At 68.4% G+C, this 23,771-nt stretch carries 11 protein-coding genes; 10 read left to right on the top strand and 1 reads right to left on the bottom strand.

The features are described from left to right. Positions 1-273 precede the first annotated feature (273 nt). From NKJ47_RS14200 to NKJ47_RS14160, 9 genes are all read left to right on the top strand, one after another. Complete coding sequence (locus tag NKJ47_RS14200; RefSeq protein ID WP_254458501.1) at positions 274-582, top strand: flagellar basal body protein; 309 nt, start codon at positions 274-276, stop codon at positions 580-582. A 150-nt stretch (positions 583-732) separates the two neighbouring features. Then, a complete protein-coding gene (locus tag NKJ47_RS14195; RefSeq protein ID WP_254458500.1) occupies positions 733-3,099 on the top strand; it encodes a Tat pathway signal protein in 2,367 nt (788 codons plus the stop codon). A 333-nt stretch (positions 3,100-3,432) separates the two neighbouring features. Beyond that, on the top strand, positions 3,433-6,261 hold the full coding sequence (locus NKJ47_RS14190) for a TonB-dependent receptor domain-containing protein (protein WP_254458499.1): 2,829 nt from the start codon (positions 3,433-3,435) through the stop codon (positions 6,259-6,261). A gap of 167 nt (positions 6,262-6,428) precedes the next feature. After that, positions 6,429-10,607, top strand: a complete 4,179-nt coding sequence (locus NKJ47_RS14185) for an Ig-like domain-containing protein (protein WP_254461434.1) — start codon at positions 6,429-6,431, stop codon at positions 10,605-10,607. Then, positions 10,604-12,199, top strand: a complete 1,596-nt coding sequence (locus NKJ47_RS14180) for a family 43 glycosylhydrolase (protein ID WP_254458498.1) — start codon at positions 10,604-10,606, stop codon at positions 12,197-12,199. Before NKJ47_RS14185 ends, NKJ47_RS14180 begins: the two co-directional genes overlap by 4 nt. 254 nt (positions 12,200-12,453) lie before the next feature. After that, the gene (locus NKJ47_RS14175) at positions 12,454-14,298 is read left to right on the top strand and encodes an Svx/AvrXca family virulence/avirulence protein (RefSeq protein ID WP_429002432.1); all 1,845 of its coding nucleotides are present in this window, start codon (positions 12,454-12,456) and stop codon (positions 14,296-14,298) included. Positions 14,299-14,694: 396 nt separating this feature from the next. Then, positions 14,695-17,109 (top strand): beta-L-arabinofuranosidase domain-containing protein, encoded by a 2,415-nt coding sequence (locus tag NKJ47_RS14170; protein WP_254458497.1) that lies wholly within the window; start codon positions 14,695-14,697, stop codon positions 17,107-17,109. A 504-nt stretch (positions 17,110-17,613) separates the two neighbouring features. Beyond that, positions 17,614-20,490: a TonB-dependent receptor gene (locus NKJ47_RS14165; protein WP_254458496.1), complete on the top strand. Its 2,877-nt coding sequence runs from the start codon at positions 17,614-17,616 to the stop codon at positions 20,488-20,490. Between the two features lie 502 nt (positions 20,491-20,992). Next, a complete protein-coding gene (locus tag NKJ47_RS14160; protein WP_254458495.1) occupies positions 20,993-21,916 on the top strand; it encodes an IS110 family transposase in 924 nt (307 codons plus the stop codon). A gap of 69 nt (positions 21,917-21,985) precedes the next feature. On the opposite strand, the gene NKJ47_RS14155 is transcribed toward NKJ47_RS14160, so the two are convergent. Then, positions 21,986-23,008, bottom strand: a complete 1,023-nt coding sequence (locus NKJ47_RS14155; RefSeq protein WP_254458494.1) for an Ldh family oxidoreductase — start codon at positions 23,006-23,008, stop codon at positions 21,986-21,988. A gap of 367 nt (positions 23,009-23,375) precedes the next feature. Between NKJ47_RS14155 and NKJ47_RS14150 the strand changes: the two genes are divergently transcribed. Beyond that, positions 23,376-23,666, top strand: a complete 291-nt coding sequence (locus tag NKJ47_RS14150; protein ID WP_254458493.1) for a hypothetical protein — start codon at positions 23,376-23,378, stop codon at positions 23,664-23,666. The last annotated feature ends 105 nt before the right edge of the window (positions 23,667-23,771 follow it).

Here is a 23,771-nt window from a genome sequence, read left to right as displayed (position 1 = left end):
GATTCGCAAAAGCGCATTGATTCCCTTCTCCCCTCGGGAGAAGGTGCCCCGCAGGGGCGGATGAGGGTACGGGCGATGCACTGGGTTCTGGGGCATCGCGGTGCTCCAGGACCCTCACCCCAATCCCTCTCCCGAGGGGAGAGGGGCTTTGAGCGTCGGCGCCGCCGCAGTTGCTCTTGCGAATCCCCAATCCCCAATCCCCAATCCCCGCCACTAAAGACATCGCCACATCAGCCGATACCCCGGCAAGCCTCCCTGCGCGCCCCGTCTGCCATGACCGCCATCGCTCCCAGCTCCTCGATCGCGCTGTCCGGCATGCGCGCCGCCGCGTCGGGGCTGCAGGTGCGCGCCAACAACATCGCCAATCTCGCCACCGACGGCTTCCAGCGCTCGGTGCCGGTGAACCAGGCGAGCGCCGGCGGCGGCGTGGTCGGCCAGGTGCAGCAGGCCGACGGGCAGGGCAGCGATCTGGTCGACGACATGGTCGGCGCGCTGACCGAGCGCACCGCGTTCCAGGCCAATGCGCGGGTGCTGCGCGCGGCCGACGACAGCATCGGCAGCCTGCTCGACGTGCTCGCCTAAGCCGTCACCGCCGCGTCGCGCTGCCGTGACGCAGCACCGCCGCGACCACGTGGCTGTGCGGTTTTCCGCACCGATCCTCGGCACAGCGCACAAGACGCTGCGGCGCGCGCGGCGCACGATGCGACGATCGCATTGCATCGGGGACGGTAGATGGATCGGAGAGATTTCCTGCGTCAGGGCCTGGCGGTCGGCGCGGTCGCCGGCGTGGAAGCGCTGGCCGGGCGTGCCGCCGCGGCACCGGCGGCCGCCAGCGCCGCGCGCGCGCCTGCGCCGCCGCAACTGCAGCCACTGGCGGCCGACGCGCTCGCCGGGCACACCCTGCAGTGCCGCTTCGTCGAGGCCGGCGCGACCTGGGAGGTGTACGAGGATCTGCGCCAGCCCGATGGCGACCTGACCCTGCTCGGGCCGGGCGGGGCGCTGGTGCTGGGCAAGCGCACCGAAGCGGTGTACCCGGCCGCGCAGGCGCCGTACTTCGGCATGGCCCTGGCCGAGGTGGCGATGGCCGACGCCGACCTGCTCGCCGATCGCCTGCTGCGCGACGGCGACCCGAGCGCCGAGGCGGTGCGCGACGTGGCGCCGCCGCCGGCCTCGCAGCTGGACCCCAAGGACTACAACGGGCGCCTGCCGTGGACCACCTTCATCGGCACCCGCGAATGCGCCGACACCATGCCGGTGTACCCGGACGGGCGCACCCGCTGCTACCGCGCCATCCAATCGTTCCCGGAACTGGGCAAGGACGAACTGGTGCGGCGGCGTAGCGAAGGCCTGCTCGGCGGCTGGATGCCGGCGGTGCGCAAGGTGGTGCCCGCTGGCGACAATCGCTACTACGACATCCTGCTGTTCGCCGACGTGCTGGCCGAGGACCGTTTCGTGGTGCAGACCTGGCACCGCAGCGCGCTGGTCGAGCACGGCAAGATCAGCAAGGTGGTGTACGGCTACAGCTATCCCGACTATCCGCCGCGACGCGGTCCGCGCAGCGCCGAAGAGTTCTACCGTGGCCTGCTCGCCTTCGCCGGCTACTGGCAGGCGCAACTCGCCGACACCGTGCAGGCGCAGACCCCGGACCCGAGCTGGCGCGACATGGCGCGCTTCGCCTTCGCCCGCGAGCTGGTGGTGCGCCCGGGCGGCACCTATCCCAAGTACGGCGCAGTGGATCGCGACTACTACGGCAACGAGTACGACGGCTTCCAGGACACCTTCACCAGTTCGCTGTACGCCAACCTGGAATGGGGCCGCTTCCGTCAGGCGGCGGCGGTGCTGGACGGCTATTTCAGCGATTTCGTGCAGGCCGACGGCATGGTCAACATGCGCGGCCCGGAGACCGGCCAGTTCGGGCTGACCCTGTCGCTGCTGGCGCGCTACCTGCGCTACACCGGCGATGCCGCACTGCTGCGCAAGCACCGCGACAAGATCGCCGCCACCGCGCAGGTGCTGGCCGAACTGCACGACGCCAGCCTGCGCCTGCCGGCGTCGGCACCCGGGTACGGCCTGATCCACGGCTGGAACGAATCCGATGCCTGCCTGTTCCCCGATCCGCAGGTGTGGTGGAAGCCGTACTACGCCAACAGCGCGCTGGCCGTGCGCGGCTGGCAGGACCTGGCCGCGGTGTGGAGTGGCATCGCCGGGCCGGGCGGGCAGGCCGCCGCGGCGCAGTGGCAGCGGCGCGCACAGCAGCTGTCCGCGCAACTGCTGCGCACGCTGCGCGGCAACGTCCGCCACGAGCTGCAGCCGCCCTACATCGGTCCGCTGCCCGGGGTGAAACTCACCTTCCGCCAATCGCTGCAGCAGGAACACCCCAGCGAGCAGGGCTGGCCGCACCGCGCCTACGCCGAACTGCTGCAGGCCGACGTGCTGCCCGACGACCTGGCGCACCTGGTCATCGACTGCGTGCGCGGCCACGGCGGCACCAGCCTCGGCGTGGTCGGCAACATCACCGCGCCGACGCCGGAGGCGCGCGACCTGCTCGGCTTCATCTCCTACGGCTATGCGCAGCAGTTGCTGCGCCTGGACCGCATCGAGGAATACCTGCTGTTCCTGTACGCGCACCGCTACCACGTGCATACCCGCGGCAGCTGGACGGCGGGCGAGGTCAGCGGCATCACCGGCGGCATGCCGCTGTTCTGCATCCCGGCGCAGATGACCATCCCGCTGCTGCTGCGCTGGATGCTGGTGTTCGAGGACAGCGCCGGCGAGGAACTGTTCCTGGCGCGTGCGCTGCCGCGCGACTGGCTGGGCAGCGGCGAGACGATCGCGATCGACGCGGCGCCGACGCGCTGGGGCAAGGTCTCGCTGGCGCTGCACGGGGATCCGGCGCGCAAGCGCATCGACGGCAGCGTGACACTGCCGGCGCAGCGGCCGGCACGGACCTGGCTGACCCTGCGCGTGCCGGCCGGCACCCGCCTGCACGAGGTGCGGCTGGACGGGCAGCCGGCGGCGCTGTCGGGGCCGCGCAACGAACGTGTGCTGGTGCCGGCCGGGAGCGCGGCGACGGTGGCGATTTCGGCCGTCTACGGCTGAGTGGCGAAAAAGTCGGAAACGTCCCGCCGGCCTGCGGGGCAGTGCGGTATTCCGCACGTTTTCCCGATAAATACGACAAGACGCCGCGCGCGTCCTACGCGCACATTGTGACCGTGCAGTGAATGTCCAGGGGGAGATTCACTGCACCTCACCGGGGACGCAGCGCATGGCTCCTGCGCGTCGCCGTGCAGGCGGCGTCGGGATCGTCCCGTCCGGCGGCGCATGCGTGGACACGTCCGTTTTCGTATCCGCCACACGCGCTGGCGATGGGGCGCCCGCCTGGGGAAGGGCGGCGCTCCGGCGATCGCCAGGCTGCCGCTCAGGAGATTTCCGATGCCGTCTTTGCTCGAACGCGTTGCGCCGCTGCTCCCGTGTCCCTGGCGCGCCGCGCCGCAGCCCGGTCCATTGGGTGCGGCGATCTGCACCGTCCTGACCCTGCTCGCGCCGGCGGCGCAGGCGCAGGAGGCGTCGACCCAGGACACGCAGGCGACCACGCTGGAACGGATCAGCGTCACCGGCAGCCACCTGCGCCGCGTCGATGCGGAAACCGCCAGCCCGGTCATCACCATCGATCGTCAGCGCATCGAGGACAGCGGCCAGGACACCCTCGGCCAGTTGCTGCAGCAACTGCCGGCGATGGCCGGCAACATGCCCAACGTCGCGCTCAACTCCGGCTTCAGCCACGGCCGTGCGCTGGTCTCGCTGCGCAACCTGGGACCCGAGCGCACCCTGGTGCTGGTCAACGGCCACCGCATGGCCGGCCCGGCCAGCAGCGTCGCCGCCGCGCCCGGCGTGGACGTCAACGCGATTCCGGCGGCGATGGTCGAGCGCATCGAGGTGCTCACCGACGGCGCCTCGTCGGTGTACGGCTCCGACGCCATCGCCGGCGTGGTCAACATCATCCTCAAGGACAAGTACGACGGCTTCGCCGCCACCGCCGACTACGGCCTGAGCACGCACGGCGACGGCAACCGGCGCTCGCTCGGCCTGGAGTGGGGCAAGACCTGGGAGCGCGGCGGGCTGATCCTGGGCGTGAGCCGCAGCTCGATGAACGCGCTGTACGACAGCGACCGCGACTACGCGCGCACCGCGCAGAATTACCTCAACGGCCAGGTGCTGGAACGCCGCGGCAACGGCACCCGCGCCTTTCTCCGCAACGGCAGCGTGCTCACCCCCAACGCCGACCTGCCGCCGGGCCAGGTCACCGCCAGCGACTTCCACACCTACAGCCAGGCGGTCGAAGGCTACAACGCGTACACCGGGCAGTACCTGATCACCCCGGTGCAGCGCACCAACGCCTCCGCGCACGCCAGCTTCGACTTCACCCCGAACGTGCAGGGCTACCTGGACATGTTCTGGACCCGCAGCCAGACCACCTCGCAGCTCACCGCCTACGGCCTGGAACTGCCCAACGCCGCGCAGAACTACTACAACCCCTTCGGCAGCCAGCTCAGCCGCTACCTGCTGCGCTCGGTGCCGGCCAACACCCGCGTCTACACCTCGACGATGTACCAGACCAACATCGTCGCCGGGCTGCGCGGCAAGGTCGGTGACAGCAGCTGGCAGTGGGACGCGGCGGCCGGCTACGCGCACTACAAGGACACCCTGGTGCGCAACGGCTTCTCCATTACCTCGGCGCTGAACAACGCGGTCGGCGCCTCGTTCCGCGACAGCGACGGCACCATCAAGTGCGGCACACCGGGCAACGTGATCGCCGGCTGCACCCCGATCAACGTGTTCAACCCCGACGATCCGGCCACCATCGCCGCCATCAAGGCCACCCAGAGCGCGGTCGACCTGATCGACGAGAGCACCATGAAGTTCGCCGAGGCCAGCGTCAACGGCGACCTGTTCGCGATGCCGGCCGGCGCGGTGCAGGCCGCGTTCGGCCTGTCGTTCCGCAAGAACGGCTTCTCGCAGGGCACCAGCAACCCGGTGGCGGCGGCCGATGCGGAAGGCAACTGCGACTACAACGACGGCTGCATCATGAACCAGGGCCACGACGAGACCATCAAGGAAGCCTACGCCGAAGTGCTGGTGCCGCTGCTCAAGGGCGTGACCGGCGCGCAGGCGCTGAACCTCAACCTCGGCACGCGCTACTCGCGCTACGACTACTGGGGCAGCACCACCAACAGCAAGGTCGCGCTGGAGTGGCGGCCGATCGACAACCTGCTGATCCGCGCCACCGGCTCGCAGGTATTTCGCGCGCCGGCGCTGGGCGACCTGTACGGGTCGCCGTACAACGGCGTGGTCGACGACGTCGGCAGCTACACCGATCCGTGCAACGGCTACACCGGCGGCGGCAATCCTGCCGCCTGCGCCAACGTGCCGACCAACGGCAGCTTCGTCAACACCTCCACCTTCACCGTGCTCACCACCGGCTCGGCCAACGCCGGTTTCGCGATCAAGCCCGAGCAGGGCCGTTCCTACAACATCGGCGCGGTGTACGACCCGGGCTGGGCCGAGGGCCTGTCGCTGAACCTGGACAGCTGGCGCGTCACCCTGGACGACATGATCAACGGCGTCGGCCTGGATCAGGTGCTGCAGAACTGCTACGACGGGCAGAGCGCCTATTGCCCGCTGATCAAGCGCGGCCCCACCGGGCAACTGGTCAGCGTGACCGTGCCGTTCGCGATCAACAGCGGCAAGGTCGACATCCGCGGCGACGACGTCGGCATCAAGTACGCCTTGCCCGAGACCGCCTGGGGCCGCTTCCGGGTTGGCGTCGATGCCACCTACCTGTCCAGCTACCGTTTCAGCGGCGACCCGCACAACTACGTGGGCGAACAATCCAGCTACGGCAACCTGCCGCGTTGGCGGGCCAACTTCACCGTCGACTGGGACAACGGCCCCTGGCATGCGAGCTGGAACACCCGCCTAATCGGACGGACCACGGTCGGCAGCGCCTACGAGGACTTCTGCGTCAACACCGCCGCCGACGGCAGTTGCGTGTACTTCCCGGTCGGCACGGTGACCTACCACGACGCCAGCGTGAGCCGGAAGTTCGAGCGCCTGCACAGCACGCTGGCGCTGGGCGTGAACAACCTAGGCGACCGCACGCCGCCGCGCTACTACGGCTACGCCAGTGCGGCCAATACCGACGCGTTCACCTACGACACGCTGGGGCGCTACTTCTGGGCGCGGATCAGGACCGAGTTTTGAGTCGCACCTCTGCACCCGGTGGCGCCGCGTCGCGCGTGCGGCGCGGCGCTGCCGCCCTCCTGGTTAGCCTGTGGTTCGCCGCTGCGGCTGCGTCGGCCACGGCTGGCAATCTGCCCGACAGCGACAGCGACGGCGAAGGCCTGCAGGCCAGCAACGCCGCGATCGGGATGCCGCGCTTCAGCGGCGATGCGCACCCGCTGCCGGACAGCGGCGTGGCGTTCGCGCCGGGGCAGCGGCAGGGCCAGTTGCAGCGGGTGTTCGCCGCCGACCTGGCGGCAGGCGCCGGCAGTGCGCCCGGCCGCGATTTCTGGATCGACCGCATGCTGGCGCGGCAGGGCACCGGCGGCGGTTTCGGCGACAGCAACAACTGGCTGTTCACCCGCGGCCGTGCCGCCTACCTGTACACGCACAAGCCGGAGGAGCCCGGCTTCGTCGGCGACGTGGCTTACGTGCACAAGACCGGCCACGACGCGCTGTTCCGCTTGCAGGTGGAACGCGACGGCGCGCCCGTGCCACTGGTCGAGGACAGCGCGCAGCGGCGGCAGACGCCGAGTTACTTCAGCAGCGTGTACAGCGGCGCCGGCGTGCGCCTGCAACTGGTCAAGTTCATCAGCGAGCAGAACGTGGCGGTGGCCGAGGCCACGCTGTCCAGTACCGATAGCGTCGCGCACACGCTGACCATGCGCGCGGTTTCGCCGATGGCCACGCATCCCGACGGCGCCGAGCTGACCGGCGCCTTCGTCACCCACAACGCCATCACCACGCTGTTCCCGCGCCTGTCCGGCGACGGCTTCGCGGTGCAAGGCGCGAACATCGCGCGGCAGGTGGTCGTGCCGGCGCACGGGTCCGCGCCAACGCTGAAGGTGCAACTGGGGCTGATCGCGCACGAACTGCCGGCCTCGCTGCAGGAATACCGGCGCATCGCCGCGCAATCGCCGCAGCAGGCCTACCGCGACCATGTCGTCGCCTACAACCGCTGGTGGGCCGACAACCTGCCGTACCTGGATACGCCCGAGGACAATCTCGACAAGACCCTGTTCTATCGCTGGTGGCTGCTGCGCTTCAATTTCCTCGATGCCGCGGTTCCCGGCAACGACTACCAGTTCCCGGTGGCGATCGAAGGCGTGCTCGGCTACGACAACGCCATCGTGCTGACCACCGGCATGTTCATCGACGACCTCAAGTACCTGCGCGATCCGCTCTACGCGTACGGCTCCTGGCTCGGTACCGGCGAGACCGCCGGCGGCGGCAAGTACGTGGACAATCCCGGCGCGCCGGAGAACTGGTCCAATTCCTACGCCCAGTACCTCAGTGCCGCCGCTTGGCGCGCCTACCAGGTGCATGGCGGGCCGCCGGCGATCGCAGGGCAACTGGCGCGCTACGCCAGCGAAGACGTGGAGGCGCTGCTGCGCGCCTACGATCGCAACGGCAACGGCCTGATCGAGTACGACTGGGCGGCGATGACCGGCAACGACGCCGATGCGGTCTCCTTCGATTGGGCCAAGCGCCACGGCGCGCCACGCATGGATCGCAGCGAGAGCGCGTACGTGTACGCCAATGCGCTGGCCGCCGCACAGGCTGCGCATGTGGCTGGCGATGCTGCCACCGCAGTAAGCATGCAGGCGCTGGCGGCGAAGATCCGCTGCGCCGTGCTCGAGGTGCTGTGGCAGGACCGCAGTGCGCAGGCCGACGGCATGGGCCTGCACGGCGACCTGCTCAAGCAGCGCCAGGCCGATGGGCCGCGCCTGCCGGTGGACTGGAAGGAGACCAACAACTACTCCCCCTTCAGCGTCGGCCTGATGCCCAAGCACGGCGATGCCGACGACGATCCCAAGTACGTGCGCGCGCTGCGCCTGTTCGCCGACGCCCGGCAGTTCCCGCTGTTCCCGTTCTACACCGCCAACCAAGCCGATGCGCAGGCGCGCGGGGAGGGCGGCAGCAACAATTTCTCGGTGATCAACGCCACCGTGGCGTTCCGCCTGCTCGGCAGCGTGTTGCGTGATTACCCGAGTCCGTACCTGGACGCGTCCAGTTATCGCACGCTGCTGTACTGGAACGCGTGGGCGCACTACATCGACGGCGACAACCGCTACCCGGACCAGAACGAATTCTGGGCGCAGGGCAGCGCCGCCGACGGCGGCCGCATCGGCTACCGCTCGTGGATCCACCATACCCAGCTCGGCGCCACCAACTTCACCGTGATCGAGGATGCGATGGGCTTGCGCCCGCGCAGCGACGCCAAAATCGAGTTGTATCCGATCGACATCGGCTGGGACCATTTCGCCGCCGACCGCCTGCGCTACCGCGACCGCGACCTGAGCATCGTCTGGGACCGCGACGGCCGCCATTACCGCGGGGCCGCGCCGAAAGGCTATTCGCTGTACCTGGACGGGCGCCTGGCCTTCACCGTCGATCGCCTGGCACACGTGCTGTACGACCCGGCCAGCGGCCGCGTGCAGGCGTTGCCGGACGCGATCAACGCCGGCACGGCGCCGCTGCGCGTGCTGGCCGCGCATCCGCTGGCGCTGCAGGCGCCGCAGCAGGTGCGCTTTCCCGGCGCGGCGCGGATCGGCGAGGTGCTGGCCGATGCCGGACTCGACACCGCGCTGCCGCCGGGTGCGCGCAACCTGGCGCAGGGCGCGGCGGTCAGCGCCAGCTATACCGCCGACGGATTTCCGGCCACCGCCGCGGTCGACGGCAGCACCGCCAATGAGCCGTTCTGGGGCACGGCCGGTTCGGGCAACACCCGCGACTGGCTGGAACTGGATCTGGGCCGGCCGCAGAGCCTGGACGACGTGCGCGTGTACTTCTATCGCAGTTCCTCGCCGCCGGGCGAACAGCACGGCTTCCCGTCGGGCACGCGTGCCGGCTACGCGCCGCCGTGGATGTACGTGCTGCAGTATTTCGATGCCGGCGCATGGAAGACCGTGCCCGGGCAGGTGCGCGATGCGCCGATCGCGCAGGGCAACCGCAACCGCATTCGCTTCCCGCCGCTGCGCGCGCAGCGTTGGCGCCTGCAAGTGACCCATGCCGGCACGCTGCGTACCGGCATCAAGGAGATCCAGGCCTATGCCAGCGGCGCCGCGGCACCGGTGGCGCACGGCAACCAGGCGCCGCGGGTCGAGGCCTGGCAGCAGGACGGCGGCGCTGCCGGCGGCGTGATGCGCCTGGTCGGCCGGGTCGGCGACGATGCGTTGCCGAACGGCACGCTGGCGCTGCATTGGCGCACGCTGCAGGCGCCGCCTGGCGGCGCCGCGCTGTTCGAGCAGCCGCAGGCAGCAGCGACCGAGGTGCGCTTCACCGCGCCCGGCGCCTACACCCTGCAATTGCAGGCCGACGATGGCGCGCTGCAGGGCCAGGCCGCGGTCGCGGTGATCGCCGCGGCCACGCCGGCCGGGCAGACCCTGCAGGTGCAGGGCGAGGCCACGCCGAGTGCACAGTTCACCGCCGGCCACCACCGGCTGCAGGCGCTCAACGATGGGCTGCTGCCGGCACCGGACCAGGTGCCGGCCGCCGACCGCCGCTGGGGCAGTTGGGGACGTGCGCAGCCCGCCTCGGTGTGGGTGCAGTACCGGTGGCCGCAACCGCAGCGGTTGAACGCGGCGGCGCTGTACTTCTGGGACGACCAGCCACAGGGCGGGGTGGCGCTGCCGCGCGCGTGGACGCTGCAGTACCTCGACGGCACGCAGTGGCGCGACATCGCGGTACGCGGCGGCTATCCGGTGCAGGGCGATGGCGCGCCAAGCCGGGTGACGTTCGCGCCGGTGGTCACCACGGCCTTGCGTGCGGTGTTGCAGACCGCGGCGCAGGGCGAGGGCCGTTACGCGGTCGGCCTGGACGAATGGCAGGTGTTCGCCGAGCGTGCGGTAGCCACCGAAGCGGTGGACGTACGCATCGCGCCCGGGCAAGTGCCGGCGCTGCCGGCGCACATCGCCGGCTACTTCGCCGACGGCAGTTGGGGCTGGCTGAGCGTGCGCTGGTCGCCACCGGATCCGGCGACGCTGGCCGGCGAGGGCCGCGTGCAGGTGCAGGGCCTGGCCGACGGCGGCGTGCCGGTGACGGCCAGCGTCTGGGTCCGCGCGACCGCACCTGGCCAGCTCACCACGGTGCAGGCGCCGCCGCCGTTGCACGTGCCTGTAGGGCAGGCGCCGACGCTGCCGGAACTGGTTGCCGTGCAGTACAACGACGGCTCGCGCGAGCGCGTGCCGGTGCGCTGGCCGCCGCTGGCGCTGGCCGCCTATGCGACGGCCGGACGCCTGAGCCTGGTCGGGCAGGCGCAGGGGCGCGAGGGCAGCGGCGAACTGCCGGTGCGGCTGGAGTTGGTGATCGAGGCGGAGGTGCCATGAGCCGCCCTCTCGTGCGCAGCATGGTCGCCTGCCTGTTGCTGGCGTGCGCCGCTTGCATCGGTCTGGCCGCGGCCGCGGCGCTGGCAGTGCCGTGGTCGCGTCAGGTGCAGGCGCCAGGCAATCCGATCCTGGCCGACGGCCGCGACTATGCGGCCGACCCGGCGCCGCTGGTCGCCGACGGCAAGCTCTATATCATCGCCGGCCGCGACGAAGCGTCGCCGGAGGTCAACGACTTCGTCATGGACCGCTGGCAACTGCTGGTCACCGACGACGTCGGCAGCGGCCGCTGGACCTACTATCCGGCGCTGCTGCGCCCGCAGCAGGTGTTCGCCTGGGCCGCGCCCGGACATGCCTACGGCGCGCAGATCGTGCAGGGCCCGGACCGGCGCTACTACCTGTATGCGCCGGTGCAGGAAGCGCACTCGCGCAACGCCGATCCGTTCGCGATCGGTGTGGCGGTGGCCGACAGCCCGCTGGGGCCATGGCGCGACGCGCATCCGCAGGGGCCGATCCTGTCGCAATCGCGGCCGGCGCCCAACGCCATCCAGAACATCGACCCGACCGTGCTGGTCGACGACGACGGCCGCGTGTACCTGTACTGGGGTACCTTCGGCAAGCTGTTCGGCATCGAGCTGGAACGCGACATGGTCACGCCGAAGGGCCCCGCGGTGGCGGTGACCACGCTGGACGGCTACTTCGAGGCGCCCTGGCTGTTCAAGCGCAACGGCACCTACTACATGGCCTATGCCGGCAACCGTGCCGGGCCTGCCTCCGACTGCACGCCGACGCTGTACCACGCCTGCATCGCCTACGGCAGCGCGCCCTCGCCGCTGGGGCCGTGGACCTACCGCGGGGTGATCCTGCCGCCGGTGTCCTCGACGACTTCGCATTCGGGCATCGTGCAATTCGAGGGCCAGTGGTATCTGGTCTACCACACCGCCGATGCCAAGGGCGGCGGGCATTTCCGCCGCAGCGTGGCGATCGACCGATTGCAGTGGGACGACAGCCGGCAGCCGGCGCGGATCGTGCCGGTGGTGCCCACGCGACGGCCGCAACCGCCGCTGCCGGCGCAACGCAACCTCGCCCGCTACGCGCAGGCCAGCGCGTCCAACGGGCCGGACATCCCGCACCAGTACTGGATCGCCGCGCTCAACGACGGCCGGGTCAAGCGCAATCCCTTGCCGCCGCAGCTGTGGGGCAGTTGGACGCCACACAATCCGCCGCAGCAGTGGCTGCAGTACAGCTGGGCGCAACCGGTGACGCTGCAGCGCAGCCGCATCCTGTTCTGGGCCGACCATCCGCCAGGTGCGGACAGCGGCGTGGCGCCGCCAGTGCGCTGGCGGCTGGAATACCGCCGCGATGGGCGCTGGTGGCCGCTGGCGCAGAGCGGGCGCACGCCGGCGGCCGGCCGTTGGCAGACGTTGCGCTTCGAGCCGGTGACCACGCGCTGTGTGCGCGCAGTGCTCGATGCTGCCGGCGGCGATGGCCGTTACGCCGCGTTGGCGGTGCAGGAGTGGGAGATGCTGGCGCCGCACGCGCAGCGCCTGCCGCTGCCCAGCGCCGCCGATGCGCAGCGCTGCGATGCGCGTTGATGGACGTGCGCCTGCCGAGCGCGCCGGTGTTTCGTCTTCGTCGACGACGGCACGCTCGGCATGACGGCATTCGCGCGCGTCCTGGCCGGAAACGGCCAGGACGCGCGCTTGTGACGGGGGTTCGGGTTTCCAAACATCGTGAGAGGAGGTGCTGATCGCATCAAGATCGCTGCAAGGTAAATTCGCTGTTGCCGCACTGGATTCGGTCCGCGAATCCAACTTCTAACTTCACCGGACAAGAGGAATTTAGAATCGTGGAAACGACCGCTGCTGGATTTTTCCGCCTGGCCTCCGTGGTATGTCTTGCGTTCGTCCTGGCCCTGGCGTCGCCGCGTGTGCAGGCGGCGGCCGCCTGTACTGCCGGCCAATGGACCGCCAATCCCGACGACACGGACATGCCGGCCGTCCGCTACGAAACCGAACACTTCGCCTTCCGCTGGAAGGACGGATTGGATGTTGCGCAGGATCGTGTCGCCTCGGCAGGCAAGGAACTGGAACAGATATGGAACACGTATCTCGGCCGCATCGGTTTTCCTGAGCCTTACTGCAGTTCGCAGAAAAAGTACAAGGTCAGCGTCTTTCTGGATGACAGCTTCGGCCTGAACGGTGGCGTCGCCGACAGTGGCGGCATGGGCATGTGGATCAATCCGAATCAATTGGAGTACCACTGGGGCCTGGCGCACGAATTGACCCATGCGTTGCAGGGGAGTACGGACGGGTTGCGTGACTCGCCGTACGTCGGCTGGATCTGGGAATCGCACGCCGAATGGATGGCGCACCAGTATCTGCACGACAATCTGGGCTGTTCGGAAATGCTGGTGAACTACCCGCATCTTTACCTTGGCTCGACCCGCGACCGCTACTGCAACTGGCAGTTCATGGAGTACCTCAAGGATCGCTTCGGTTACGCGATCATCAACGATCTGTGGGCCAAGGCGCCCAAGCCCGGCGATTCCCGCCAGGCCGATGCCGACCCGTTCTCGATCATCCGCGACAACATGGGCTGGAGCCAGTCGCAGCTCAACGATGTGCTGGGCCAATGGGCCATGCACAACGTGACCTGGGACTACACCGACCCGGATGGGCGCGATCATGGTGCCTTGATGCGCCAGGGCTATGGCAGCAATACCGCTTTTGATCCGGAGCGCCCGTCCGACGCGGACAATGGCGACCGCGCACTGCGCCTGACCCGCTTGGACCCGGTCCAGGGGCAGGCGGGCAGCTACCAGGTGCCATTCGACTGGGCGCCGCAACGGTGGGGGTACAACCTGGTCCGGCTGGTGCCCGCGCAAGGCGCCGATACGGTCGTGGTGCGATTCCACGGCAATGTGCAGCAGGCCTCGGCGGTGGACACGTTGCCTGGGCTGGCGAACGATCCGGAGACCATCGGTACTCCGGACTCGGATTGGCGCTGGGGGCTGGTCGCGGTCGATGCGAACGGCAAGCCTCGCTACAGCGCCTTGCAGCAGGGCGCAGAGGCGTCGCTCTCGTTCCAGGTCAGCGACAGCGACACCGGTCTGTACCTGGTGGTCATGGGGACGCCGAGCAAGATGCAGAAGATCAAGTGGGATCAGTCCTACTATTCGATCTACCGCTATCCATGGCGCATCGCGCTCGAAAATGCCTATCCGTCCGGTTTGCAGCCGGATGCGCCGACCCCGACCCGCGTCGGCAGCCGTCACCCCAATGGCGGTGGCTGGGTCGCCCAGAACGCCTATGTCGCATCCACGGCCTATGTCGGTCCGAACGCGCAAGTGCTGGCGGGGAAGGTGCTCGGCGATGCTCGGATCGAGGACCACGCGACGATCCTGGGAGGAGAAGTGCGCGATGACGCCGTGGTCGGCGGGTTGAGCCTGCTGCAGGACGGCGTGACGATCGCCGATCGTGCTCAGTTGCACACGGTGTTCAAGGCCTCGGGAGCGTTCGGCGGGTTCTCCCTGTCCAGTTCCGCGCAGTTGCGTGGCGATGTCGAGCAGCGTGGCGCTTCGGCCAGCAAGGGCGTGTTTTACGGCTACGTGGATGCGGAGACGGTAACCAATCCCGACTATGGCGCCGACCTGACCGACGCGGTGCCGGAGGTCACGGCAACGCCGCGTTGATCGACTGAGGACTGCAATGCCGGCGGTGTCGCGGTTGCGGCACCGCCGCAGTTTTCCCGATGCTGGCGTGACGCAACCTGTCGCGCAGGGATGCTGACCTGGAAGGGCGCGGCGTGCTGGCACGTTCGTTTGCAATGGGCGCATGGGCTGGTCGCCTGCTGCGCGCTGGGTCGCGACGTCCCATCGCCGGTGGCGGGTCGGCGCGGCGATTCGGCAAAAATCCGCATCTGCACGCAGCAGGGGGGACAAGACGCGTTGTCACCCGGATGACACAGTGACAACGGATCCGCCGGTCAGGTGCCCTGCAGCGTCGGTGTCCCGCCACCCCATACAGGAGCAGCTCATGCCTCGATGCGTTTCTTTCCCGCAGGCCGCGTCGCACGCGGGAGGCCGGCGATGAGCGGGCAGGGCACGCATCGGCACGGCGCTGCGTGTGCGCATGCCGTCGACGGCGCGGCCGGCGTTGCGCTGGATCCGTCGCGGCGTCGCTTCCTGCAATGGAGCGCGCTGGCGGTGGCGGCCGGGATGCTGCGGTTCCCGCTGGACGCCGCCGCGTCCATGCCCGGGCGGGTGCAGGCGCTGCCGTTGCAGCAGGTCACGCTGAAGCCGTCGCTGTTCCTGGATTCGCTGCAGACCAACCGCCGCTATCTGCTGGAACTGGAGCCGGACCGCCTGCTGCACAACTTCCTGCAGTACGCGGGCCTGCCGCCGAAGGGCGCGGTGTATGGCGGCTGGGAGGGCGACACCATCGCCGGCCACACGCTGGGCCATTACCTCAGCGCACTGGCGAAGATGCACGCGCAGACCCGCGACCCCGTGCTGCGCGAGCGCATCGACTACATCGTCGCCGAACTGGCGCGCGCGCAGGCGCAGGATCCGGACGGCTACGTCGGCGGCTTCACCCGCAAGAACGACAAGGGCGAGATCGAGGGCGGCAAGGCGGTGCTGGAGGACGTGCGCCGCGGCATCATCAAGGGCAGCAAGTTCAACCTCAATGGCAGTTGGTCGCCGCTGTACACCCAGCACAAGCTGTTCGCCGGCCTGCTCGACGCGCATGCGTTGGCCGGCAGCACCCAGGCGCTGGCGGTGCTGTTGCCGCTGGCCACGTACACCGCCGGCGTGTTCGACGCGCTCGACCACGCGCAGATGCAGACCCTGCTCGACACCGAGTTCGGCGGTCTCAACGAGTCCTACATCGAGCTGGGCGCGCGCACCGGCGATGCGCGCTGGATCGCCATCGGCAAGCGCCTGCGCCACGAGAAGGTGATCGACCCGGCCGCGGCCGGGCGCGATGCCTTGCCGCACATCCACGCCAACACCCAGGTGCCCAAGTTCATCGGCGAGGCCCGCCAGTTCGAGGTCGCCGGCGATGCCGACGCGGCCGCGGCGGCGCGCTTCTTCTGGGAGACGGTGACCGCGCACTACAGCTACGTGATCGGCGGCAATGCCGACCGTGAGTACTTCCAGGAACCGGACACCATCGCCGCGTTCCTGACCGAGCAGACCTGCGAGCATTGCAACAGCTACAACATGCTCAAGCTGACCCGGCACCTGTACCAGTGGACGCCGCAGGCGCGCTACTTCGATTACTACGAGCGGACCCTGCACAACCACACCATGGCTGCGCAGCATCCGGCCACCGGCATGTTCACCTACATGACGCCGATGATCAGCGGCGGCGAACGCGGCTTCTCCGACAAGTTCGATTCGTTCTGGTGCTGCGTCGGCAGCGGCATGGAAGCGCATGCGCAGTTCGGCGATGCGATCTACTGGCATGACGCCACGTCGCTGTACGTGAATCTCTATATCCCTTCGCGCCTGGACTGGCCCGAGCGCGACCTGGCGCTGGAACTGGACAGCGGCGTGCCCGACAACGGCAAGGTGCGCCTGCAGGTGCTGCGTGCCGGCGCGCGTACGCCGCGCCGGCTGCTGTTGCGGGTGCCGGCCTGGAGCCAGGGGCGCTACACGTTACGCGTGAACGGCAAATCCGCACGTGCGGCGCTGGCCGACGGCTACCTGGCGCTGGAACGCGACTGGCGCGATGGCGACGTGGTCGACCTGGAGCTGGCCACGCCGCTGCGGCTGGAGCAGGCCGCCGGCGATGCGGACACGGTGGTGGTGATGCGTGGGCCGCTGGCGCTGGCCGCCGACCTGGGGCCGGTGAGTATGCCCTACGACGCGCCCGACCCGGCGCTGGTGGCCGCCGCCGATCCGCTGCGTGGCTTTGCCGAGTTGCCGCAGCCGGGCCATTTCCTGGCCAGCACCACGCAGCCGCCGGGCCTGACCTTCGTGCCGTTCTACGCCCAGTACGAACGCCGCAGTGCGCTGTACTTCAAGCGCCTGGACCCTGCCCAATGGGAACAGGAAGCGCAGCGGCGGGCGCGCCGTCAGGCCGAGCAGGACAGCTTGCGCGCCACGGCGGTGGACATGATCCAGTTCGGCGACGACGCATCCGAGCAGGCCCACCAGTTGCGCAGCGACACCTCCTTCGGCGGCGCCTACCGCCGCCAGCAGTGCCGCGACGTGCGCGGCAAGGGCTTCGTCGAGTTCCGCATGCGCGGCAGCACGCAGCCGCTGGCCTTGCGCCTGCGCTTCTGGGGCAGCGACAAGGGGCGCTTCAACATCCTGGTCAACGGGCAATTGGCGGTGGAGGTGGCGGTGGAACGCGGCCAGGTGATCGATTTCGTCGACCGCGACTATCCGCTGCCGCCGGCGCTGACCCGCGATGCGCAGATGCTGACCTTGCGCATCGAACCGCAGCACGGCGACACCGCCGGCCCGCTGTTCGGCGGCTGGCTGATCCCGGCGTGACGCGGCTTGCGTGCACCGTCGGCATCGCCGCGCGCGGCCGATGGCAGCGTGTGCCTGTCGTGGTCGTGTCTGCGCGACACAGCGCCATGCCGCGGCATGGTTGCCGCGTGCCGGCGCCGAGCCGCGCACGACCATGCATGATTCCGCACGCGAAACCGCGAATCGCGACAAGACGCGGCCGCGTATCCACGTCACAGTGTGACCGTGTGATGAAAATCTGATCGCATCGTCGTACCGGCCGTGGCGCCGGCGCGCGCCACCGGAGCGCCGCCGTCGTCATCGGACGTCATCGCAGTAGCGGGGGAGCCGCGCACCAGCCGTGCGCGCAGGACATCGGCTTCCCCGCGGTGCGCCAGACCGTCATGGTCCGGCGCAGGCACGCCACCGCAGGCGCCGCGCAGGCGCCACCGTCAGCAGGTCCGTCCGTCGGCATGGCGCCGGCACGGCGTCGTTCGGCCTGCGTTTGTCCACTGTCCCGTCTTCCCACCCTCCAGGAGTCCGCTCATGTCGTCTTCGCCGTCACGCCCTCGTTTCCGCCATGCCGCGACGCCGCTGGCGCTGGCGGTCGCCACCGCCTTGGCGCTGGGCAGCGCGGGAGCGGCACAGGCGCAGGAGGCCAGTGCCGACAGCGCCACCCAGACCCTGGACAGCGTCGTGGTCACCGGTTCGCGCCTGCGCCGCGTCGACACCGAGACCGCCAACCCGGTCGTGACCATCAGCCGCGCGCAGATCGAGGCCACCGGCAAGGCCACGCTCGGCGATCTGGTGCAGGAGTTGCCATCGATCGCCGGCAACGCCACCAACCCCAACACCAACAACGGCGGCGGCACCGGCGCCTCGGTGATCTCGCTGCGCGGCCTCGGCGAGAAGCGCACCCTGGTCCTGGTCAACGGCACGCGCCTGGCCAGCAACGATGTCAACGCGATCCCGGCGACCATGATCGAGCGGGTGGAGGTGCTCAGCGACGGCGCCTCGGCGGTGTACGGTTCGGACGCCATCGGCGGCGTGGTCAATTTCATCCTGCGCAAGGGCTTCGACGGCATCGAGGCCAGCGCCGATTTCGGCACCAGCTCGCGCAGCGACGGCAACCGCCGCAATTTCTCGCTGACCGCCGGCAAGACCGGCGAGCGCGGCAGCATCGTCGCCGGCCTGTCCTACCACGACATCGATCCGGTCTCGGCCGGCGCGCGGGCCTACTCCAAGGATGCGCTGTCGCTGATCGACGGCGTCGGGGTGAAGCAGGGCTCTTCGGCCACGCCGACCGGCAGCATCAGCTTCAACGACGGCTCGGCCGCGGCCAAGGCGCTGGCGGCGAGCAACGGCTGTTCGCGGGTCACCTTCAACGGCGGCAGCAGCAGCCCGACCAACGCCAGCCAGTACCACTGCTACGTCGCCTCGACCGATTCCTACAACTACCAGCCGTACAACCTGCTGCAGACCCCGCAGGAGCGCACCAACGCCTTCGTGCTCGGCAGCTATCGTTTCAACGATCACCTGGAAGGCTACGTCAACAGCTACTTCAGCAAGACCACCTCGTCCTCGATCATTGCGCCGATCCCGATCTTCGCCAACGGCGACAACTTCCTGGTCTCCTCGGCCAGCTACTACAACCCGTTCGGGGTCAACTTCGGTACCGATCGCAGCACCGGCACCTCGTACAACAACTTCAATACGCGCGCCACGGTGCTGGGCAACCGCCGCTACGAGTACAACACCTACAATTTCCAGATCAATCCGGGCCTGCGCGGCAGCTTCGGCGACAGTTCCTGGCAATGGGATGCCAGCCTCAACTACGGCAAGGTCAAGCAGAAGTCGATCAACTACGGTTTCCTCGACTACGCCGGTTTCAATGCCGCTGTGGGGCCGTCTTTCCTGGCCGCCGACGGCACGGTCAAGTGCGGCAGCGCCGGCGCGGTGATCGCCGGCTGCACCCCGATCGACGTGTTCAACCTCAACGCCGCCAGCAACAAGGCCGCGCTGGAAGCGCTGGTGGTCAACCCGATCGTCACCAACGTCTATACGGTCAAGCAGTTCGAGGCCAACGCCAACGGCGAACTGTTCGCACTGCCCGCCGGCACCGCGAGCCTGGCCGTGGGTGTCTCCTATCGCAAGGAAAGCACCAGCACCGCCGCCGATCCGCTGTGGACCGGCGACGAGAACGGCATGTGCGGGGTGCTCGAGTTCTGCGCCTCCGTGCTCGGCGGCAGCTTCAGCGTCAAGGAAGCCTATGCCGAAGCGCTGTTCCCGCTGCTGGCCGGCCTGCCCGGCGTGCATTCGCTCAACCTGACCGTCGGCAGCCGCTTCTCCGACTACGACACCGTCGGCAGCAAGACCAACAGCAAGGTTTCGCTGGAGTACCGCCCGATCGAGAACCTGCTGCTGCGCGGCACCGCCTCGCAGGTGTTCCGCGCGCCCAACATCAGCGAGCTGTATGCCGGCGTGGCCGGCGACTCGCCGTCGGTCACCGACCCGTGCAACGGCTATACCGGCGGTCATGCCGCGGCCTGCACCAACGTGCCCACCGACGGCAGCTACCAGCAGGCCGACAACCAGGTCGGCGCCAAGGCCTCCGGTGCGGCGGTGGCCGGCTACCAGCTCAAGCCGGAGACCGGCATGTCCTACGACTTCGGCGTGGTCTACGACCCGGGTTGGGTCGAGGGCCTGTCGATGAGCGCGGACCTGTGGAGGATCAACCTCAAGGACACCATCACCCAGGTCTCGGCGCAGACCGTGCTCAACCAGTGCTACGCCAACGACGCCAGCGCGTTCTGCGCGCTGATCCACCGCAACGACAATGGCACCATCAACTACATCGCCGAGCCCACCGTGAACCTGGGCAAGCTGTGGGCCAGCGGCGCCGACTTCAGCCTCAACTACCGGCTGCCGGACACCGCCTGGGGCAGCTTCAGCGCCGGCCTCAACGGCACCTATGTGATCCGCTACGACATCAACCCCGACACCACCGACCCCAGCACTGTCACCATCCACAATGCCGGCAAGTACACCTACGCCTACGGCAACTTCCCGCGCTGGCGCGCGCTGGGCACGCTGAACTGGAACCTGGGCGACTGGAGCGCGTCGTGGCGCGTCCGTTACATCGGCCGTACCGAGATCGGCAGCGCCGATACGCGGCAGAGCCTGTCGGCCGACGCCGACCAGCCCGCCGTGGTCCGCGACATCGGCGCCTACGTCTACCACAGCGTGCAGGTGGGCTATCAGGTCAAGCCGTGGAACACGCGCTTCGAAGTGGGTGTGGACAACCTGGCCGACCGGCAGCCGCCGCTGTACTACGCCAACAACGTCACCAACGCCAACACCGACGTGGCCACCTACGATCTGCTCGGCCGCTACTACTGGGCGCGGGCGACGGTGAAGTTCTGAGGCGGAGCCTGTTGGCGCGGTGAGCGGAGTGCCGGTGCCGTGGCGGGGGGGGGGGGGGGCCGCCGCGGGACGCCCGAGTGGCGCGATTGCGCGCCGGCGGTGATGGCCGGCACGGCGTGCGGATCGCGCGGGCGCCATGCCTGCGCGGTCTAACATCCGGCATGGCGCATTACTCGATCGCGTCGCGCAGCTTCAAGAAAGCGTCTAATGACGGAAGCCCACGCGTGTAGGAGCGGCTTCAGCCGCGACGGGCGTTACCGGCATGCCTAGTTGCGGCTGAAGCCGCTTGTGTCAAATGAGGGTCTATCGTTATAGGTGAGAGCGGAGTGCGGCAGGCCGTTTAGCCGCAGTGCCAGCAAGCACGAGTAGGAGTCAGCGCCGCCGCACCCCGTATCTCCTGCCTCATCAGCCCGAACAGTTGCCCGAGTCGCGAGCTCGAACTCCACAAGCATGGGCATCGGCAGGAGTGCTCTCGTTCCTGAGTCTACTGCGGAGAACGTCTATGCGGCGCTATGTCGGGATCGATGTATCCAAGGCCGAACTGGTCATTCATGTCCTGCCGGACGAGCAGGCCTGGACCCAACCCAATACGCCACAGGGGCAGCGTGCGCTGGCCCAACGCCTGGCGGCGCTGGGCTGCGAGCGGATCGTGCTGGAAGCCAGTGGCGGCTACGAACATGCCGTGCTGCAGGTACTCCGAGAGGCGGACCTGCCGGCAGTGCGGATGGCCGCCGATCGTCCGCGCAAGCTAGCCCAAGCCTTGGGCCTGCAGGCCAAGACCGACGCCCTGGACGCGCGCCTGCTGGCCATCGCCGCCCAGCACATCCCGGCCACGCCCACGACCGTGGTGCCCGAGCATCTTCAGTCCCTGCGCGAACTGCTGGACCTACGCGCCACCCTGGTGGGCCAGCGCGATGCCCATCGGCGGCGCCTGGAGCACATCACCAGCGCCAAGGTGCAACGCCGCTGCCGAGAGGTGGTCGCCCTGCTGAACCAGCAGATCCAGACATTGACGCAGGAGATCGAGCAGCAGGGCAAGACCTGCTCGAGCTTGCCCAAGGTGCCTGGGCTCGGCACGATCCTGCGCGCGGTCCTGGCCGCGCGGTTGCCAGAGCTGGGCACGCTGCCGCCACGCAAGCTCGCCGCCCTGGTCGGGCTGGCCCCGTTCAATCACGACAGCGGCTGCTGGAAAGGCCAACGTCGCATCAAAGGCGGCCGTGCCGACGTGCGAGGCGTGCTGTACATGGCCACCTGGGCCAGCATCCGCGCCAAATCCCCCTTGGCCAACACCTACGCGCGCTTGCGCGCGGCCGGCAAGCCGGCCAAGGTCGCCATCGTCGCCTGCATGCACAAGTTCCTGCGCTGGCTCAATGCCATCGCGCGCGATCAGGCACCGTACGCCCCTCCGGTTATCGCTGGGGCATGACAGTTGACTCCTACACGACAACCACGTATCCCGCCGAGCCGTGGCAAAGCGCGTTGTTGGAGATCCCCCTCAATCGAGCAGCGCCAGCAGATCCTGGTGCAGGGCCTGCGGAATCCGCACGCCTTCGCTGCGGCTGCGTGCCCGCGCCTGGTAGCGGCGTTGCGACGGCAAGCGCGCCCCGGTGGCCTCGTAGGCCGCAAAAAAGGCTTCCGCTCGGGCCAGGTGCGTGGCCCGGTCGGCGCCGAGGAAGCGTGCCGGATCCAGTGCCAGGATCAGCTCGCCGTGGTAGGGCGCCGCGCCGGCGCCGGCGTCGTGCGCCAACGATTCGGCGCTGGTGAGATCGCCGATCAAGGGGCCGGCGATCAGCTCGATCATCGCCGACAGCGCCGAGCCCTTGTGTCCACCGAAGGTCAGCATCGCGCCGCCGTCGGCGACCGCGGCCGGATCGGTGGTCGGCGCGCCCGCCGCGTCCACGCCCCAGCCTTCGGGAATCGCCTGGCCGGCGCGGCGGCGCAGCTCGATCTCGCCGCGCGCCACCGCGCTGGTGGCGAAATCGAACACGAACGGCGGCGCATCCACGCGCGGCCAGCCGAACGCCAGCGGATTGGTGCCCAGCAGCGGCGTACGACCGCCGGCCGGCGTGACCCAGGCATGGCTGGGGTTGCAGATCAGCGCGACTAAGCCGGCCTCGGTGAGCCGTTCCATCTCTGGCCATAGCGCGGAGAAATGCACGCAATGATTGATCGCCAGCGCCGCCAGGCCATTGCCGCGCGTCTTCTCGATCAACAGCGGCAACCCGCGTTCGAACGCCAGCAGCGAGAACCCGCCGCGCGCATCGACCCGGACGATGCCGGGCGCATGGTCGTGCACGACAGGCTCCGCATCGCCCATCACCTTGCCGTTGCGCAGCGTCGCCACGCAGCCGAGCGTCCGGTACAGCCCGTGCGAGGCACAGCCGTCGCGCTCGCCGGCCACGATTGTGTGGGTGAGGGCGTGCACATGCGCTGGGCTGAAGCCGGCGTGGGACAGGATGCGGTCGACCAGGGTGGTGGCCTGGTCCAGGGACAGCGTGATGGTGGGGTTGCTGTTCATCGAAGAAGGCGGCCAGGAAATAAGGCGGATTCTCGCCTGCAAGGCGCTTCGGGAGAAGACTGGGAGCGTCAGGTCACCTGGAGGCTTTACCCGCATGCCGCGCAGATATCTTGCATGCTCTGCACCACGTCGGAGTCAACGTAATGACTGATCGCTAAGGATTGTGCAGTTGATAGACTAACGACGTCCAAGGTTTCGAGTAAGCGAGAGGCTGTTCATCGGGCGCCTAGAATTTCCTTGACAGCCATCCCTGAGCTGATTCGATAATTCGACAAGGTCATCATAGGTCTTGCAGAGGATTTTCGTTTGACCGGGTAGCGCGGAAGCTTCAATGCATGCTGGCGCGCAATTTATGGTTCGGTGATCAATGAAGACTAAAGTTGCCAGGCTTTTCGTAATGCCGAGTTTTCTTACTGGGGCGGCCATGATTTTTCTTGGCGAGCCTTACATTACTCGCGTGCTCATTTCGAAGAGTCCTCGGGTTGCGGATTATTCGGTTGGCAAGATCTACGAATATAATCAACACGGCCATTTGGTGTTTTTGAGTTGGTTTGATCTTTTTTTGATGAATGCTATGGCTGTTGGTGGTGTTTGTCTCCTGCTGATTTGCGGCATCTTGTTGAAGTCAATAAATAGAGTTGATATGCAGCTTAAGTGAATTTAAGGTGGAATGTTTTCTGTGCATGCTTTGATGGGCTTTTGAAGTCAAGGTGGTTTATTTAATGTGTCGTTGGCTTAAATTCCATTAGTGGCTGCTATCTAT

It is taken from the genome of Xanthomonas sacchari (assembly GCF_024266585.1).
Taxonomy (GTDB): Bacteria; Pseudomonadota; Gammaproteobacteria; order Xanthomonadales; family Xanthomonadaceae; genus Xanthomonas_A; species Xanthomonas_A sacchari_C.
This window is presented reverse-complemented; position numbering and strand designations above follow the sequence as displayed.

Bases quoted from the DNA above. Each gene is read 5' to 3' on its own strand.
- NKJ47_RS14160 (WP_254458495.1), top strand. From the start codon at position 20,993: ATGCGGCGCTATGTCGGGATCGATGTATCCAAGGCCGAACTGGTCATT.
- NKJ47_RS14195 (WP_254458500.1), top strand. From the start codon at position 733: ATGGATCGGAGAGATTTCCTGCGTCAGGGCCTGGCGGTCGGCGCGGTC.
- NKJ47_RS14150 (WP_254458493.1), top strand. From the start codon at position 23,376: ATGAAGACTAAAGTTGCCAGGCTTTTCGTAATGCCGAGTTTTCTTACT.
- NKJ47_RS14180 (WP_254458498.1), top strand. From the start codon at position 10,604: ATGAGCCGCCCTCTCGTGCGCAGCATGGTCGCCTGCCTGTTGCTGGCG.
- NKJ47_RS14185 (WP_254461434.1), top strand. From the start codon at position 6,429: ATGCCGCGCTTCAGCGGCGATGCGCACCCGCTGCCGGACAGCGGCGTG.
- NKJ47_RS14200 (WP_254458501.1), top strand. From the start codon at position 274: ATGACCGCCATCGCTCCCAGCTCCTCGATCGCGCTGTCCGGCATGCGC.
- NKJ47_RS14165 (WP_254458496.1), top strand. From the start codon at position 17,614: ATGTCGTCTTCGCCGTCACGCCCTCGTTTCCGCCATGCCGCGACGCCG.
- NKJ47_RS14190 (WP_254458499.1), top strand. From the start codon at position 3,433: ATGCCGTCTTTGCTCGAACGCGTTGCGCCGCTGCTCCCGTGTCCCTGG.
- NKJ47_RS14170 (WP_254458497.1), top strand. From the start codon at position 14,695: ATGAGCGGGCAGGGCACGCATCGGCACGGCGCTGCGTGTGCGCATGCC.
- NKJ47_RS14155 (WP_254458494.1), bottom strand. From the start codon at position 23,008: ATGAACAGCAACCCCACCATCACGCTGTCCCTGGACCAGGCCACCACC.